Raw genomic sequence first — 15,777 nt, forward strand, 5'->3', positions numbered from 1 at the left:
GGGTAACAATTCGATAACAACGAACGAAAAGGATTCTCATTATAAACGGGCTTGATCGCTCTCTGCATGGACCCTTTTCCATGGTACACACTAATTCCCAGGTGCATCGGAGGATGACGGGCTCATGTCGAACCGCCGGGATGACCGGGTCTGTGGGGGGTGGAAACCGTGTCCAATCCTTCAGATCAGAAAGGATCGAAAAAGGGGTGGGGACCGGCGACAAGCCGCCGAAAGAATGCCTCCTTCCGCCACCCCCTGCCCTTGCTCGGTCGGGGACGGGCCGCCCGGAGTCCCGGCCCCAAGGCCTCCGCTCGGCCTCAAGGGAGCGAAAGCCCGAACACCGGGTCCTCTTCGGGCGGGGACAGATCGGAAGACCGCTCCTTACAGTCGACGGCTCCTAAAAGCGCCGATTCTCTTCTCGGGGATGTGAGCGGCGCAGTCCAGTGGATGCGGGATACCCTCGGACAAAGCGACGATTTTGTCGTGCGGGGGTTTTCGGTGTTCGGACGGTTTCCGGCTGCCCTTTTCTTTTTCTCCGCCATGGTGGAGTTGACCGTGGTGAACGAGGACATTCTCCGGCCCCTCATGGCCGGGCCCGCCCATCCACGGCATCGGGAACTCTCCCCCCCGGAACTGAAAAAGATCCTGCTGGACGAAACCATTTATCATTGCGAAACCCAATTGGAGCCCGATCCTCAAAAGGTGCAGGAAGCGGTGCTTCGGGGAGAGACGGCCATCGTCGTGGAAGGAATGGACGAGGCGATCCTCATCGACACCCGGACCATCGAAAAACGGTCGGTGGACCAGCCTGAAACGGAACAGGTGATTCGCGGGGCCCGGGACGGGTTTATCGAGCTGATCAGCACGAACATCTCACTCTTGAGGTACCGCCTGCAAACGCCGGATTTTCGCGTCAAAATGATCCAGTTGGGACGGGAGTCGAAGATTAAGACGGCGGTGTGCTATATCGAAGGGGTTGTGAACCCCGAGCTGGTCAAAGAGGTCTGGGAACGCATGTCGAAAATCACCATAGATGCCGTGGAGGCGGCGGGTTACATTGAACAGCTGATCGAGGATCACCACACATCCCCCTTCCCTCAAGTGCAGAATACCGAGCGTCCCGACAAGGCGGTGGCCTCCCTGCTGGAGGGCCGGGTGGTGATCCTGACGGACGGGACGCCCTTTGCCCTGATCGTCCCGGCGGTGTTCGCCCAGTTTCTCCAGACCATCGACGATTATTCCGAGCGGTTTCTCATGGCGAGCATGGTGCGCACCATCCGTTTTGTGGCGCTCATTTTCTCGCTGATTTTCCCGTCCCTGTACGTATCGTTAATTTCCTACAACCCCGAGCTGATTCCGACCCGATTTGCGGTGGCGGTGGCCGGGGGTCGGGCGGGGGTGCCCTTCCCCGCCGTCATTGAAGTGCTCATCATGGAGATTGCCATCGAGGTTCTCCGGGAGGCGACAATCCGCATGCCCGAGCAGGTGGGGGGCGCCCTGTCCATCGTCGGGGCCCTGGTGATTGGCCAGGCCGCCGTATCGGCGGGATTTGCCAGCCCGATCACCGTTGTCGTGGTGGCGCTGACCACCATTGGATCCTTTGCCACCCCCGCCTACAGCGCGGCGGTGGCTCTGAGGATGTTGCGCTTCCCCCTCACCATCCTGGCGGGCATGTTCGGGCTGTATGGCGTGATGATCGGGCTGATCGCCATCAGCAATCATCTCCTGTCCCTTCGTTCCTTCGGGGTTCCGTATTTTAGCCCCTTGGTCCCCACCGACTGGCAAGGGATCAAAGACACCCTCCTGCGCAGTCCGTTGTGGACATTGACCAAGCGGCCCGCCCATCTGTTCACCCGGAACCCGACCCGGGTTGGGAAGAAAACGATCCAAGCGATGATGAGGCCGACCGGAAGTCCGCTACAGCCGTCCAAATACGTGAAGAAAGAGGGAGGGGCCGGTGCCGGGTCAAAAGCAGATCACCACAACCCAAGCGACGGCGGTGGTCATTAGCACCGCCATCGGGGTAGGCGTCCTGTCATTGCCATTTTTTGCCTCTTCCTTGGCCGGCTCCTCCGCCCCCTTGGCCACCGTTTTGGGCGTGGTGTTCGTCCTGATCGCTTTGGCGCTCAACACCGTAGTGAGCTTGCGGTTTTCGACCTTGTCGATGGTGCAGTACAGTGAGGAAGTTTTCGGACCGTGGATCGGCCGCATGGCGGGGCTGGGGATTGCGGCCTTGTTTCTCGGGCTCACGGCTCTGGCGGCCCGGGAGTTTGGGGAGATCGTGACCACCACGTTGCTCCACCGAACCCCCTTGGAGGTAATCCTTACTTTGACCTTGCTGATGGCGGCTGTGTCCAATCGGCACGACATCGCCACCTTTGCCTATATCCATTCGTTTTATCTGCCTTTTATTCTGATCCCGGCTTTCATCATGCTCACCATCGCTCTGCGCTATGGAGACCCTTTTCAGGTGATGCCCCTGTACAACGGTGAATGGTGGGGGATCGCCAAAGGGGCTTTGCTCACCGCTTCGTTGTTTCAAGGTGCCTTTATTATCACTGTGCTCATTCCCAGCATGCATCGGCCCCGGTCCGCCTGGTTCGCCGTGACCCTGGGAATGGGCATCGTCGGCCTGCTGATGGTCATGGCGGTGGTGGCGGCGCTGACGGTGCTGGGAACCGAGGAGGCGAAACAGTTTTTCTGGCCGACTCTTGAAGTGATCCGATCCATAACGCTGCCCGGCGAGATCTTGGAGCGCATCGATGTTCTGATGACCATCGTGTGGGTGGTGGCCGTGTACACGACGTTGTTTTCGAGCTACTACCTGACCGTCTACGTTTTGGGGGAAATCGTGCGGCTCAAAGACCACCGGCCTTTTGCCTTGGCTGTGCTTCCGTTGATTGTCGGCTTGGCTCTTTTGCCCCAGGATGTGCACCAGCTCTACCGATGGATCGGCCGAGTGGGGTACTTTATCGACGCAGCATCGGTGGGGTATCCCACCATCGTGTTGATTCTGGCCTGGTTGCGCGGCAAAAGGGGGCGAGCGGTGGATGAAGGGTCGACGGTGGCGCCTCCGGGCGGGTCGTAATCGGGATCTGAGGCCGCCCTCCGGAGGCCTGGCTGAGCCGGGGCGAGGGCTGCACGCCCCGGGGAGATGTTTCCGAACAGGGACACGGGTGATGGGGATCGTCGGCCTCTGTGCGCTCATGCTGCCTCTCCTCACCGGGTGCTGGGACCGGCTGGAACTCGAACAGAGGGCCATGATTCTCGGTATCGCGGTGGACGAAGCCACCCCCGCAGATCTGCGGCACGCCGGAACGACCCACAAGTTGAGCCGCCCACCCCGGGGTGGAGGGGCGACTCCGGTGCGCCTGACCGCCCAGATCGCCGTGCCCGGGCGGATACCCTTGGGGCCGGGCGACGCCGGCGGCGGGGGGAGCGGGGGTGGGGGCGGAGGAGGCGGAGCCGCCGGGCAGCGCCCGGTGTGGGTGCTTTCTGCCTCTGGATACACCATGGAAGATGCCGTGTCCAACCTGCAAAATCAGGTGGCCGAACCCCTTTTCTGGGGGCACCTGCGCATCCTCATCATGTCCGAGGCTGTGGCCCGGCGAGGGCCCTCGCCGATCAGCGATTGGTTGCGGCGAAACGCGGAGATCCGGAGGACCTTGTGGCTCACCGTGTCGAGGGGGGAAGCCGGGGCACTGATGCAGGCGACGCCGCCCCTGGAACGGGTTCCGGCCCTCTATCTTTGGAGCACCCTCGCCAGAGCCCAACAGCTGGGGCGATTGCCTCTCGGCCATGCCAACATTTTTTGGCGGGCGCTTTCCACCACAGGGCAGGAGCCGATCCTGCCTTACCTGGAGCTGCGCCAGCAGCAAAATATTTTCATCCGAGGCTTGGCGTATTTTCGTGGAAACCAGATGATCGGCACCCTGAACCCCTGGGAGGTCGGGGTGTTTATGACGGTGAAGGGTCTCAACCCCGCGGGGGCCAGCGCTTATGTTCAGGTGCCCGGCACGGGTCAGTTTGTCATGATTCGGTCCACTTTGAGGAAATCCCATCTCGAAGTGTTTTGGGCGCAAACCCGGCCCGGCATTCGGGTGCGCTGTCATGCGGAAGTGGCGGCATTGGAGAAAACTGGGGGACAAATCAATCTCAGCTCCGTGGCTCAGACGCGGGCTGTGGAAGCTTCGGCCGCCCGGGATCTGACCCGGGAGATCCAGGCTCTGATTGGCCGGACCCAGCGGGAGCGATGTGATATCTTCGGCTTTGGCGAGTTGGTTCGGGCCCAGATGTACGACTATTGGCAGCACAACGTCCGCACCAAAGCGGATTGGGACCGGATCTATGCCGAGATGCCGGTGGAAGTAGAGGTAACCGTGAACCTGCGCCGCACGGGCACGTTGAACCGATAACGCCCGCCCCGGGTAAAACACGGCGTGCGGGGCCCTGGCGGCCAGAGGGCACAGAGAGGGGAGCGATGATGGAAGCTTGGTGGAGCGATGCCGGGTATATCTCTGTCCTGTTCATCCTCACCGGCCTTGCGGTACTGCGGTTTGACGTCAGGCCCTTTACAGACAGGCATATGGTCCGGGAGGCCGCCTGGGCCCGGGGGATCGGCTGGCTGAATGTAGCCGCCGGCATTCTTCTATATATCGCCAGGTGGGTTCACGATCGATGGTGGTTTTGAGTTCTGAACGGTCCCGGATCGGCGAGAATCCGAACATTCCGGGAGCCGAGCCGTAGAACGTTCGCCTTTTCGTTGACAGGGGAAGAGGGGATTGATAGACTGAAAGGGCGCAAGGAGAAATCGACAGGCTGAGACAAACTCGTATATCCTCGAGAATCGGGGACTTCACGGGTGGAATCCTATACCTATAGACAAAACTCGGCGACCCAGGGAGGGAACAGCGTGAGTCAGCGGGTACTGATCGTGATGGGCAGTGATTCGGATCTCAAAGTCATGAAAGGGGCCTGCGATGCCCTCGATGCTCTCGGGGTCGAATACGAAGTTCGCATTTCTTCGGCGCATCGGGTGCCGGACAAGACGGCCCGGCTGGCCCGCGAGGCGGCGGCAGGCGGCTTCGGAGCGATTATCGCCGGGGCCGGCGGGGCGGCTCATCTCCCGGGGGTCGTGGCGGCGAATACGGTGCTGCCGGTGATCGGCGTCCCGATTGAGAGCGGGGGCCTAGGCGGAGTGGACGCCCTGTATGCCATCGTGCAGATGCCCCGGGGGATCCCCGTGGCCACCGTGGCCGTGAACGGGGCGTACAACGCCGGGCTCTTGGCGGCACAGATTCTGGCGGCGGGCGACCCGGAGTTGGGCCGGCGCCTGGTGGCGTACCGGGAGTCTTTGGCCGCCCAGGTGGAGAAAAAAGACGACGACCTGCAGCGCCTGGGCGTGGCGGGGTATTTGGCCGGGCGGGCCTAGAGGCCCGCAAGATGGTCGGCTTCGGGATCGCCGGTCAATCAAGGAGGGATTCGGGTGATACCGCGGTACACACTGCCGGAGATGGCGGAGATTTGGACCGAACAGAACAAATTTCGCATGTGGCTGGAGGTGGAGCTTCTCGCCTGTGAGGCCTGGTCGGAGCTGGGCGTGATCCCCCCGGAGGATGTCCGGGCCCTTCGGCAGAACGCCCGCTTTGACGTCCGGCGCATCGCTGAAATCGAACGGGAAGCCCGCCACGATGTGGTGGCCTTTACCCGGGCGGTATCCGAGTCTCTCGGGCCGGAGCGCAAATGGGTCCATTACGGCCTGACGTCGACGGATGTGGTGGACACGGCGTTGTCGGCTTTGCTAAAGCAGGCCAACGAGCGGATCCTGCCAGAAGTGCATCGTTTGATCGAAACACTTGCACAACTCGCAAAAAAATATAAATATACTGTCATGATGGGCCGCACCCACGGGGTTCACGCCGAACCCACCACCTTTGGGCTGAAAGCGGCCCTTTGGTATGCCGAGATGCAGCGCAACCTGAAGCGGCTGGAAGAGGCGGCGGAGCAGGTCCGGGTGGGGAAAATTTCCGGGGCCGTGGGGACCTACGCGAATATCGATCCTTTTGTGGAAGCCTATGTGTGCCGGAATCTGGGCCTCGAACCGGCCCCCATCTCCACCCAGACGCTTCAGCGGGACCGGCACGCCCACTACATCGCCATGATCGCTCTCACCGCCACGACCCTGGACAAAATCGCCACGGAGATCCGGGCTTTGCAGAAGACGGAGGTCCGGGAGGTGGAAGAGCCTTTTTACAAAGGCCAAAAGGGTTCGTCGGCGATGCCCCACAAGCGCAATCCGGTCAGCTGCGAGCAGATCTCCGGCCTGGCCCGAGTATTGCGGGGGTTTGTGGTGCCTGCCATGGAAGATGTGCCCCTGTGGCACGAGCGGGATATCTCCCATTCTTCCGTGGAGCGGGTGATGCTGCCGGACGCGACGATCCTCATCCATTATCTACTTCGCAAGATGACGGGGATTCTTCGGGATTTGACGGTGTTCCCGGAGAATATGCGGCGCAACATGGACAAGACCTTTGGGTTGATTTACTCCCAGCGGGTGCTGTTGGCCCTCATCGACAAGGGCGCCACCCGGGAGAAAGCTTACGACGCCGTTCAGTCCCGGGCCATGCAGGCCTGGGAGGAGCAGCGGCCCTTTCGGGAGCTGCTGGAGGCCGACCTGTGGATATCGTCGCAGCTTAGCCGGGAGGAATTGGACGATTGTTTTGATCCCAAGTGGCACCTCAAGCACGTGGATGAGATTTTTGAGCGGTTGGGGCTGGATGACGACCCCAAAGCGCGGGACTGAGAGGCACATTTCAAGGGAGGGGCTTGATGATGGAGAAGCGGGACATGTTGTACGAGGGCAAAGCGAAGAAAGTTTTCAAGACGGATGATCCCGATTTGTACGTCATTGAATACAAAGACGACGCCACGGCGTTCAACGGGCAAAAACGCGATCAGATCGCCGGCAAGGGCGAGTTGAACAACAAGATCAGCGCCTTGTTTTTCGAACTTCTGCGATCCAAGGGCCTGGAGAGCCATTACGTGAAGCGCCTGTCGGACCGGGAACAGCTGGTTCGCCGGGTGACGATCATCCCCTTGGAAGTGGTGGTGCGGAACATCGCCGCGGGGAGTCTCGCCAAGCGACTGGGCTGGGAGGAGGGCCGGGAGTTGCCCCGGCCGGTGGTGGAATTCTATTACAAGAGCGATGAGTTGGGGGATCCGCTCATCAACGAGTCCCACATCGCCGTCCTCGGGGTGGCGACGCCGGAGCAACTCGATGATATCACCACCCAAGCGCTGAAAATCAACGAGATCCTCACGGCGTATCTGAGGGCGCGGAACATCCTGCTGGTGGATTTCAAGCTGGAGTTTGGGCTGGACGCCGAGGGCCGGGTGCTTTTGGCGGATGAGATTTCGCCGGACACCTGCCGGTTCTGGGATGCCACCACCCGGGAGAAGCTCGACAAAGACCGGTTTCGCCGGGATCTGGGCGGGGTTGAGGAAGCTTACGAAGAAGTTCTTCACCGGCTGGGAGGTCAATGAATGTTTCGGGCGCGGGTGTATGTGACCCTGAAGGCGAGCGTGCTGGATCCCCAGGGCGGCGCCGTGGAGCGGGCTTTGCACGCCCTGGGCTACGAGGAGGTCCGGGGGGTGCGGATCGGGAAGGCCATCGACGTGACCCTGGAGGCGCCGGATGAGAAGAGCGCCCGGGAGCGGGTTGAAGCCATGTGTCGGGAGCTTCTGGCGAACCCGGTGATGGAAACCTTTCAGATCGAAGCCGTTGAGGCGGAGGGATGAGCGTGCGGGTGGCGGTGGTGCAGTTCCCCGGGTCGAACTGTGACATGGACACGGTGATGGCCCTCCGGGATGTGACCGGAGCGGAGCCGGATTTGGTGTGGCACGGGCGGCGGGATCTGTCCGATTACGGGGCGATTTTTCTGCCCGGGGGGTTTTCCTACGGAGATTATCTGCGGGCCGGGGCCATCGCCCGGTTTGCCGAGGCGATGGACGGGGTGCGAAAAGCGGCGGAAGACGGGCGGCTGGTGATCGGGATTTGCAACGGGTTTCAAATCCTTCTGGAGGCGGGGCTTTTGCCCGGGGCGATGTTGCACAATGATCATCTGCAGTTCCGCTGCGCCATCGTGCCGGTGCGGGTGGAGCGAACGGACACGCCGTTTACGTCAACATACGCGGCCGGCCAGGTGCTCAGGCTGCCCATTGCCCATGGTGAAGGGAATTATTACGCCGATGACGAGACCTTGGAGGCTCTGGAGCGAAATCGTCAGGTGGTGTTTCGGTATGCCGGAGAGAACCCGAACGGCTCGCGCCACGACATCGCCGGGATTGTCAACGAGGCGGGCAATGTGCTGGGGATGATGCCCCACCCCGAGCGGGCGGTGCACCGGCTTTTGGGCTCCGAAGACGGCCGGGCGATGATTGAGGCGATTTGGCAGGCGGGGAGGGAACGACAGCTTGTCTAAGGATCCGACGGCACAGCAGATCGAAGCCGAGGCCCTCTACCGGGATCTCGGCATGACCGATGCGGAATACCGCCGGGCCGCGGAGCTGCTCGGGCGGCGGCCGAACTGGGTGGAGCTGGGCCTCTTCTCGGTGATGTGGTCGGAGCACTGCAGTTATAAGAGTTCCCGCCGGGTGTTGCGGCGGTTTCCCACGGAAGGGCCTCAGGTCTTGCAGGGCCCCGGGGAGAACGCCGGGGTGGTGGATATCGGGGACGGGCTGGCGGTGGCCTTCAAAATGGAGTCGCACAACCACCCCTCGGCCATTGAGCCGTATCAAGGGGCGGCCACCGGGGTGGGCGGCATCATCCGGGATATTTTCACCATGGGGGCCCGGCCCATTGCCCTTCTGGACAGTTTGCGCTTTGGGCCGCCGGATGATCCCCGCCAGCGGTACCTGCTCCGGGAGGTGGTGGCGGGGATTGCCGGGTACGGCAATGCCATCGGCATTCCCACCGTGGGCGGGGAGGTGAAATTCGCCGAGAGCTACCGGGAGAATCCGCTGGTCAACGCTATGTGCGCGGGGCTGATGCGCCACGAAGATCTGGCCCGGGGGACCGCCTCCGGAGTGGGCAATCCGGTGATGGTGGTGGGGGCGAAGACCGGCCGGGACGGCATCCACGGCGCGACCTTCGCTTCGGCGGAGGATCCATTGGAGAAGGAGCGCTCGGCGGTTCAAGTCGGCGACCCCTTTATGGAGAAACTATTGGTGGAAGCATGTCTGGAGCTGATCGCCACCGGCGGAGTGGTGGGGATCCAGGACATGGGTGCCGCCGGGCTGACTTCCTCCAGCGCCGAGATGGCCAGCCGGGCGGGGAGCGGACTGGATATCGACGTGGCGTTGGTTCCCCGCCGGGAGACGGGGATGACCCCTTATGAAGTGATGCTCTCTGAGTCCCAGGAGCGGATGCTCGTCGTCATGGAGCGGGGCAAAGAGGGCGTGGCCGAACAGATTTTTCGAAAATGGGGCCTGGAGGCGACGGTGATCGGCCGGGTGACGGACGACGGGATGCTCCGTATCCGGGAAGAAGGCCGGGTGGTGGCGGAGGTGCCGGTGCCGGCCCTGGTGGACGAGGCGCCGGTGTACGTGCGGCCGGCCCGGGAGCCGGAGGAGATGGCGGGGCTTCGGGCCTGGCGCTGGGAGGACTTGCCGCGGCCCGAGCGGCTGGACGAGGTGCTGCTGACCCTGGTGGGGTCGCCGGATTTGGCGGACAAGGAATGGGTGTGGCGGCAATACGACCACATGGTGCAGGCGTCCACGGCGGTGCGGCCCGGGGCGGATGCGGCGGTGATCTGGATCCGGGGGACGCGCAAAGGCGTGGCGCTGTGCACCGACGGCCAAGGGCGGTATGTGCGCCTGAACCCCTTGGTGGGCGGGATGCACGCCGTGGCCGAAGCGGCTCGGAATCTCGTGTGTGTCGGAGCGAGGCCCCTGGCCATCACCGACTGTTTGAACTTCGGCAACCCGGAAAAGCCCGAGGTGTTTTACCAGTTCGAGCAGGCGGTGGAGGGGATGAGCCAGGCCTGCGAAGTCCTGAAAACGCCGGTAGTGAGCGGGAATGTGAGCTTTTATAATGAAAGCAAAGGTGTGGACATCGACCCGACCCCGATCGTGGGGGCGGTGGGGCTGGTGGAAGACATCGATCAGATTTGCACCCCGGCCTGGCGGGCCGGGCTGACGGTGGTTCTGTTGGGCCCCGGTGCGCCGGCCCCGGGGATGGAGGGGGCGTGGCTCGGCGGGAGTGAGTATCTGCTGCGGGTGCACCGCCGGCTGGCCGGCGACGCGCCGCCCTTGGATCTGGAGATGGAGCGGCGGGTGCAGCGGGTGTGTTTGGACGCGATCGGGCAGGGCTTGGCCGCGGCCGCCCACGATGTGTCCGAAGGGGGCCTTGCGGTGGCCCTGGCCGAGATGGCGATGGCCGGCGGGGTCGGGGCGGAGATCGACCTGGGTTCGCTGTCCGGCGGGCCGGGGGCCGGCGCGGAGGTCAAGGCTCCGGGAGCGGGCGGCGGGCAGGACGCCCGGGGCCAATTCTGGGGAGCGGGCGGTGAACAGGTTGCTGGGAGCGATTCGCAGGGTGAAATCCGGCCCCCGGTTCGGGCGGATGTTCTCTTGTTCGGCGAGGCCGGTTCCCGGATCGTGCTCGGGGTGGAACCGGAGAAGGTGGAAGCTGTGAAAGCCCTGGCTGCCCGAGCGGGCGTGCCCTTGGCGGTGCTCGGGACCACCGGCGGCGACCGGCTCGTGATCCGGGTGGCGGACGGAGCCGGGGAGGAACGGTTGGATGTGGCGGTGGCGCGGCTGAGTGAGGTCTGGAAGGGGGCGATCCCGTGGGCGCTAGCGGAGAACCGGGGCGCGGCGTCGTCGGTGTGAAGGGAGAGTGGGGAGGCGCTTGGCCGGATGCGGGGTCTGGCCGGCACTGGCACGAGGAGTGTGGCGTCTTCGGCGCTTGGGGGTGCGACCACGCCGCACAGCTCACCTACTACGCCCTGTACGCCCTCCAGCACCGAGGCCAGGAGAGCGCCGGGATTGCCACGTTGGACGGCGGGGAAATGTTTCACCACCGGGGACTGGGACTGGTGGCCGAGGTGTTTGGCCCGGATGATTTGGAACGCCTGGCGGGAAAGGCGGCGGTTGGCCACGTCCGCTATTCGACCACGGGCGCCAACAAACTGGTGAACGCCCAGCCCATGGTGTTTGACGTGCACGGCGGTCCCCTGGCCCTGGGGCACAACGGAAACCTAGTGAACGCCGGAGTGTTGCGCCGTGAGCTCGAAGGCCAAGGGAGTATATTCCAGTCCACCAGCGATACGGAAGTGGTGGCCCACCTCATCGCCCGGCACCGGGGCGGGTCGTTGGTGGACGCCATTGAGGACAGCCTGCGCACGGTACAGGGCGCTTACGCCTTTGTCTTTCTCACCCCGGACGGACTCGTGGCCGCCCGGGATCCCCAGGGGCTGCGCCCCATGGCCCTGGGACGTTTCGGTTCGGGTTGGGTGGTGGCGTCGGAAACTTGCGCCTTTGATACCATCGGTGCCGAATTCGTTCGGGATATCGAGCCGGGGGAACTGCTCGTCATCGACGCCGGTGGCGTGCGGCCCGTTCGGTTTGCCGAGGCGGCGCGAAAGGCCCTCTGTACCTTTGAATATATCTATTTTGCCCGGCCGGACAGCGACATCGACGGCCGCAACGTGCACCTGGTGCGCAAAGCCATGGGGAAGCGACTGGCGGAGGAGGCGCCGACGGAAGCTGATGTGGTGATCGGAGTGCCGGATTCGAGCATTTCAGCGGCGGTGGGTTACGCGGAAGCCGCGGGAATTCCTTATGAGATGGGTCTCATCAAGAATAAATATATCGGCCGGACCTTTATCCAACCTTCCCAAGCCCTTCGGGAGCGCGGGGTGCGTCTGAAATTAAATGCCGTGCGCAAGGTGGTGGAGGGGAAGCGGGTGGTGATGGTGGACGACTCCATCGTCCGGGGCACCACCTCCCGCCGCATTGTCCAAATGCTCCGGGACGCCGGGGCCCGGGAGGTTCACGTGCGGATCTCTTCCCCGCCGGTGCGGTTCCCCTGTTATTACGGCATCGATACCTCGGCCCGGGAGGAATTGCTGGCGGCTCGGTTGTCCGTGGAGGAGATGACCCGGGCGATCGGGGCGGATAGCCTGGCTTTTTTGTCTGAAGATGGAATGCTTCAGGCCCTCGGAGCCGGGCCGGAAGCGGCGGGACGCGGTCCGGGGGGACCCGGCGATACGTTTTGTAATGCGTGTTTTCACGGGCGGTACCCGACCCGGTTGTATGACGATCTGGGGAAACATGTCATGGAGATGGCCGCCCATCGGGGAGGGTATTCATGAGCGAGGCGTATCGCAAGGCAGGGGTGGACATCGCCGCGGCCGACCGGTCGGTGGCCAGGATGAAGCGCCACGTGGAGAGCACCCGGCGGCCCGAGGTCTGGGGGGCTTTTGGCGGGTTCGGGGGAGGCTTTGCCCTGGATATGGCTCGGTACAAGGAGCCGGTACTGGTCTCGGGTACCGATGGGGTGGGCACGAAACTTTTGGTCGCCCGGGCGGTGGGAAGGCACGATACTGTGGGGATCGACTGTGTGGCCATGTGCGTGAACGACATCGTCGTTCACGGGGCGGAGCCGCTGTTTTTTTTGGACTACCTCGCCGTGGGCCGGGTGGACCCGGACCAGGTCGAGGCGGTGGTCTCGGGGGTGGCCGCGGGCTGCCGGGAGGCCGGGTGCGCCCTCATCGGGGGCGAGACGGCGGAGATGCCCGGCATGTATGCGCCCGGGGACTACGATTTGGCCGGATTTGCCGTGGGGGCCGTGGAGAGGGCGAGGTTTGTGGACGGTTCCCGGGTGCGCCCCGGGGATGTGGTGATCGGCTTGCCTTCCGCCGGGCTGCATTCAAACGGGTTCTCCCTGGCCCGCAAAATCGTGTTTCAAGATGCGGGGTTGTCGGTGGAGGATGAGTTGCCCGAGTGCGGGGCCACCGTCGGAGAGGTGTTGCTTGCCCCCACCCGGATCTATGTACGGGCGATTCTGGCTCTGCTTGAACGGGTGGATGTGCGGGGGATGGCGCACATTACCGGGGGCGGGTTGCTTGATAACGTGATCCGGACGCTGCCGGAGGGGTGTCGGGCGGTGCTCGACGCCACGGCCTGGGAGGAGCCGCCGGTGTTCGCGGCGCTCAGGCGGCTGGCGGTGGAGCCGCCCACGGCGGAAGATTTATACCAGACGTGGAACATGGGGATCGGGTTTGTGTGTATGATCGCCCCGGAGGATGTGGATCGGGCGATGGCCGTTTTGAAGGAGAACGGAGAGCGGCCGGTGCGGATCGGTCGGGTGGAAGCCGGGGACCGGAGCGTGGTGATCCGCACGCCCCACGCCGCATCGGGGGTCGTGATGCGGCGGGCGGAGACCGGGGTGGCCGTTGATAAGAGCGACGAGGCTTCGGGCGGCGGGCCCGGGGGAGCCCATCGTCCGGAAGGGGGCGGGGGCGTATGACGGGACCGGCGCCGGTCAACCTGGCGGTGTTCGCGTCGGGCACGGGCTCCAATCTCCAGCGCCTCTTGGATTTGAGCCGGCTGGACGAACTCGGTGGGGGCAAGGTGGTGCTGGTGGTGTCGGACAAGCCGGGTTGCCGGGCGCTGGAGAGGGCCGCGGCGGCCGGGGTCGCGACCTTTGCTTTTTACCCCAAGGCCTATCCGGACAAGCCCGCCTATGAGCGGGAGATCTTGGATCGGCTCCGGGAGCACCGGATCGACTGGATTGTTCTCGCCGGGTACATGCGCTTGGTGGGTGAGGTGCTGCTTCAGGCGTATGGTGGGCGGATCATCAACCTCCACCCGTCGTTGTTGCCGAATTTTCCTGGAAAAGACGCCATTGGCCAGGCGCTGGCCGCCGGGGTGTCCCGGACCGGCGTCACGGTGCATTTTGTGGACGAGGGCATGGATACCGGTCCGGCCATCGCCCAAGAGGCGGTGCCGGTGGACCCCGGGGATGACGCGGACTCGCTGGCTGTGAAAATCCACGCGGTGGAGCATCGGCTGCTCCCGGAGGTGGTCCGGGCGTTGTGCCGGGGGGAAGTTTGGCTGGACAATGGCCAAGTGCACTGGCGCCCGCAGGGTTCGGAGCGGGCGGGACTTCGGTGATGGCGGGCGGGGATCTGGGGCCGCGGGGGTCCAGGGCCGACAGGATCAAGAAAGGAGTCGCAGAGATGCGCAGGGCACTGATCAGCGTTTCGGATAAAACGGGCATCGTCGAACTCGCACAAAAGCTGGCGGCGGCGGGGGTGGAAATTCTCTCCACCGGCGGGACCTCCCGGGCCCTCCGGGAGGCCGGCGTGGCGGTGAAGGACGTGTCCGATTTTACCGGGTTTCCCGAGATTCTCGACGGACGGGTGAAAACTCTTCACCCGAGGGTCCACGGGGGCATCTTGGCCTTGCGGGACCGGGAGGAGCACCGCCGGCAGATGGAGGAGCACGGGCTTTTGCCCATCGATGCCGTGGTGGTGAACCTGTATCCGTTTCGGGAGACGGTGAGCCGCCCGGGAACGCGGTTTGAGGAGATTGTCGAGCAGATCGATATCGGCGGCCCGAGCTTGATCCGGGCGGCGGCAAAAAATCACCGCCACGTGGCGGTTGTGGTGGACCCGGCGGATTATGACCGCCTGGCGGAGGCGGCCGGGGGCGGGGCGCCCCTTGGGGAGGGGGATAGGCTCGCCCTGGCGGCGAAGGCCTTCAGGCACACCGCGGCTTACGACGCGGTCATCGCCGGATACTTGAGCGACCGGGCCGGGGAGCGGTTCCCGGAGCAGCTGACGCTCACCTACGACCGGGTGCAGAGTCTGCGGTACGGGGAGAATCCTCATCAGCCGGCGGCCTTTTATCGGGAGCCCTTCGCCGGGCCGTCGACCTTGGCGGGGGCTCGCCAGCTTCACGGGAAGGAACTTTCCTATAATAATCTGCTCGACGCCGATGCGGCCCTGCACCTGGTGCGGGAGTTCGAAGGGCCGACGGCGGTGGCGGTGAAACACACGAATCCCTGCGGCGTGGGGTGGGGAGAAACCCTGGCCGATGCCTTTCACGAGGCCTACGAGGCCGATCCCGTGTCGATTTTCGGCGGGATCATCGCCGTCAACCGACCGTTGGACGGAGAGACCGCCCGGCAGATGAAGGAGATTTTTCTCGAGATCGTCATCGCTCCGGAGTTTACTCCTGAGGCGCTGGAAATCTTGACCACGAAGAAAAATCTGCGCCTGTTGGAAATCCCGGGGCTCCGCGAGCCGGTGCGGGAGGGGCTATCGGCCCGAACGGTTTCGGGTGGGCTTTTGGTCCAGGGGACGGATGCGGCTCCGGTGGTGCCGGACAGTTGGCGGCCGGTGACAAAACGGATCCCGTCTAGGGCGGAGCTGGAGCAGATGGCACTGGCCTGGCGGGTGGTGAAGCATGTCAAATCGAACGCCATCGTGTTGGTGCACGGCCGGCGGACGGTGGGGGTCGGTGCCGGGCAGATGAACCGGGTGGGTTCGGCCCGGATCGCCATTGCCCAGGCCGGGGAGTTGGCCAGAGGATCAGTGATGGCGTCAGACGCCTTCTTCCCGATGTCCGATACGGTGGAGGAGGCGGCCAAGGCCGGGGTGACGGCCATTGTGCAACCCGGGGGCAGCATCCGGGATGAGGAGTCGATCCGGGCGGCGGACGAAGCGGGCATCGCCATGGTGTTCACGGGGATGCGGCATTTTCGCCATGGATGAA

Annotated in this window: 14 protein-coding genes; all 14 read left to right on the forward strand. The window is 64.0% G+C overall.

All coding sequences use genetic code 11. The annotated features are described in order from the left end of the window. The first annotated feature begins 168 nt into the window (after nucleotides 1-168). The 14 genes from BTUS_RS04075 (at nucleotide 169) to purH (ending at nucleotide 15,776) form a co-directional block, all read left to right on the forward strand. Nucleotides 169-2,010 (forward strand): spore germination protein, encoded by a 1,842-nt coding sequence (locus BTUS_RS04075; protein ID WP_013074854.1) that lies wholly within the window; start codon nucleotides 169-171, stop codon nucleotides 2,008-2,010. Then, nucleotides 1,958-3,088, forward strand: coding sequence for a GerAB/ArcD/ProY family transporter (locus BTUS_RS04080; RefSeq protein WP_013074855.1), 1,131 nt, complete (start codon nucleotides 1,958-1,960; stop codon nucleotides 3,086-3,088). Before BTUS_RS04075 ends, BTUS_RS04080 begins: the two co-directional genes overlap by 53 nt. Next, a complete protein-coding gene (locus BTUS_RS04085) occupies nucleotides 3,051-4,415 on the forward strand; it encodes a Ger(x)C family spore germination protein (protein ID WP_052300537.1) in 1,365 nt (454 codons plus the stop codon). The genes BTUS_RS04080 and BTUS_RS04085 overlap by 38 nt, the downstream gene beginning before the upstream one ends. A 65-nt stretch (nucleotides 4,416-4,480) precedes the next feature. Continuing rightward, the gene (locus BTUS_RS04090) at nucleotides 4,481-4,690 is read left to right on the forward strand and encodes a CLC_0170 family protein (protein ID WP_013074857.1); all 210 of its coding nucleotides are present in this window, start codon (nucleotides 4,481-4,483) and stop codon (nucleotides 4,688-4,690) included. 222 nt (nucleotides 4,691-4,912) lie between these two features. Further along, on the forward strand, nucleotides 4,913-5,431 hold the full coding sequence (purE, locus tag BTUS_RS04095) for a 5-(carboxyamino)imidazole ribonucleotide mutase (protein WP_013074858.1): 519 nt from the start codon (nucleotides 4,913-4,915) through the stop codon (nucleotides 5,429-5,431). Between the two features lie 54 nt (nucleotides 5,432-5,485). After that, nucleotides 5,486-6,802, forward strand: coding sequence for an adenylosuccinate lyase (gene purB / locus BTUS_RS04100; RefSeq protein WP_013074859.1), 1,317 nt, complete (start codon nucleotides 5,486-5,488; stop codon nucleotides 6,800-6,802). Between the two features lie 29 nt (nucleotides 6,803-6,831). Continuing rightward, nucleotides 6,832-7,542 carry a phosphoribosylaminoimidazolesuccinocarboxamide synthase gene (gene purC, locus BTUS_RS04105; protein WP_013074860.1) on the forward strand — a complete coding sequence of 237 codons (711 nt, stop codon included), beginning with the start codon at nucleotides 6,832-6,834 and terminating at the stop codon, nucleotides 7,540-7,542. After that, a complete protein-coding gene (purS, locus tag BTUS_RS04110) occupies nucleotides 7,543-7,797 on the forward strand; it encodes a phosphoribosylformylglycinamidine synthase subunit PurS (RefSeq protein ID WP_013074861.1) in 255 nt (84 codons plus the stop codon). It abuts the gene before it with no gap. A 2-nt stretch (nucleotides 7,798-7,799) separates the two neighbouring features. Further along, complete coding sequence (gene purQ, locus BTUS_RS04115; protein ID WP_013074862.1) at nucleotides 7,800-8,480, forward strand: phosphoribosylformylglycinamidine synthase subunit PurQ; 681 nt, start codon at nucleotides 7,800-7,802, stop codon at nucleotides 8,478-8,480. Further along, on the forward strand, nucleotides 8,473-10,884 hold the full coding sequence (gene purL, locus BTUS_RS04120; protein ID WP_013074863.1) for a phosphoribosylformylglycinamidine synthase subunit PurL: 2,412 nt from the start codon (nucleotides 8,473-8,475) through the stop codon (nucleotides 10,882-10,884). The genes purQ and purL overlap by 8 nt, the downstream gene beginning before the upstream one ends. After that, nucleotides 10,881-12,368: an amidophosphoribosyltransferase gene (purF, locus tag BTUS_RS04125; RefSeq protein ID WP_013074864.1), complete on the forward strand. Its 1,488-nt coding sequence runs from the start codon at nucleotides 10,881-10,883 to the stop codon at nucleotides 12,366-12,368. Before purL ends, purF begins: the two co-directional genes overlap by 4 nt. Continuing rightward, nucleotides 12,365-13,525, forward strand: coding sequence for a phosphoribosylformylglycinamidine cyclo-ligase (gene purM / locus BTUS_RS04130; protein ID WP_013074865.1), 1,161 nt, complete (start codon nucleotides 12,365-12,367; stop codon nucleotides 13,523-13,525). Before purF ends, purM begins: the two co-directional genes overlap by 4 nt. Then, nucleotides 13,522-14,172 carry a phosphoribosylglycinamide formyltransferase gene (gene purN, locus BTUS_RS04135; RefSeq protein WP_013074866.1) on the forward strand — a complete coding sequence of 217 codons (651 nt, stop codon included), beginning with the start codon at nucleotides 13,522-13,524 and terminating at the stop codon, nucleotides 14,170-14,172. The genes purM and purN overlap by 4 nt, the downstream gene beginning before the upstream one ends. 65 nt (nucleotides 14,173-14,237) lie before the next feature. Further along, entirely contained in the window at nucleotides 14,238-15,776 is a 1,539-nt protein-coding gene (purH, locus tag BTUS_RS04140) for a bifunctional phosphoribosylaminoimidazolecarboxamide formyltransferase/IMP cyclohydrolase (protein ID WP_013074867.1), read from the forward strand. The last annotated feature ends 1 nt before the right edge of the window (nucleotide 15,777 follow it).

Source organism: Kyrpidia tusciae DSM 2912 (assembly GCF_000092905.1).
Taxonomy (GTDB): Bacteria; Bacillota; Bacilli; order Kyrpidiales; family Kyrpidiaceae; genus Kyrpidia; species Kyrpidia tusciae.

Excerpts from the sequence above, each read along its gene's own strand:
- BTUS_RS04085 (WP_052300537.1), top strand. The coding sequence starts at position 3,051 with ATGAAGGGTCGACGGTGGCGCCTCCGGGCGGGTCGTAATCGGGATCTG.
- BTUS_RS04090 (WP_013074857.1), top strand. The coding sequence starts at position 4,481 with ATGATGGAAGCTTGGTGGAGCGATGCCGGGTATATCTCTGTCCTGTTC.
- purC (WP_013074860.1), top strand. The coding sequence starts at position 6,832 with ATGGAGAAGCGGGACATGTTGTACGAGGGCAAAGCGAAGAAAGTTTTC.
- purS (WP_013074861.1), top strand. The coding sequence starts at position 7,543 with ATGTTTCGGGCGCGGGTGTATGTGACCCTGAAGGCGAGCGTGCTGGAT.
- purM (WP_013074865.1), top strand. The coding sequence starts at position 12,365 with ATGAGCGAGGCGTATCGCAAGGCAGGGGTGGACATCGCCGCGGCCGAC.
- purN (WP_013074866.1), top strand. The coding sequence starts at position 13,522 with ATGACGGGACCGGCGCCGGTCAACCTGGCGGTGTTCGCGTCGGGCACG.
- purH (WP_013074867.1), top strand. The coding sequence starts at position 14,238 with ATGCGCAGGGCACTGATCAGCGTTTCGGATAAAACGGGCATCGTCGAA.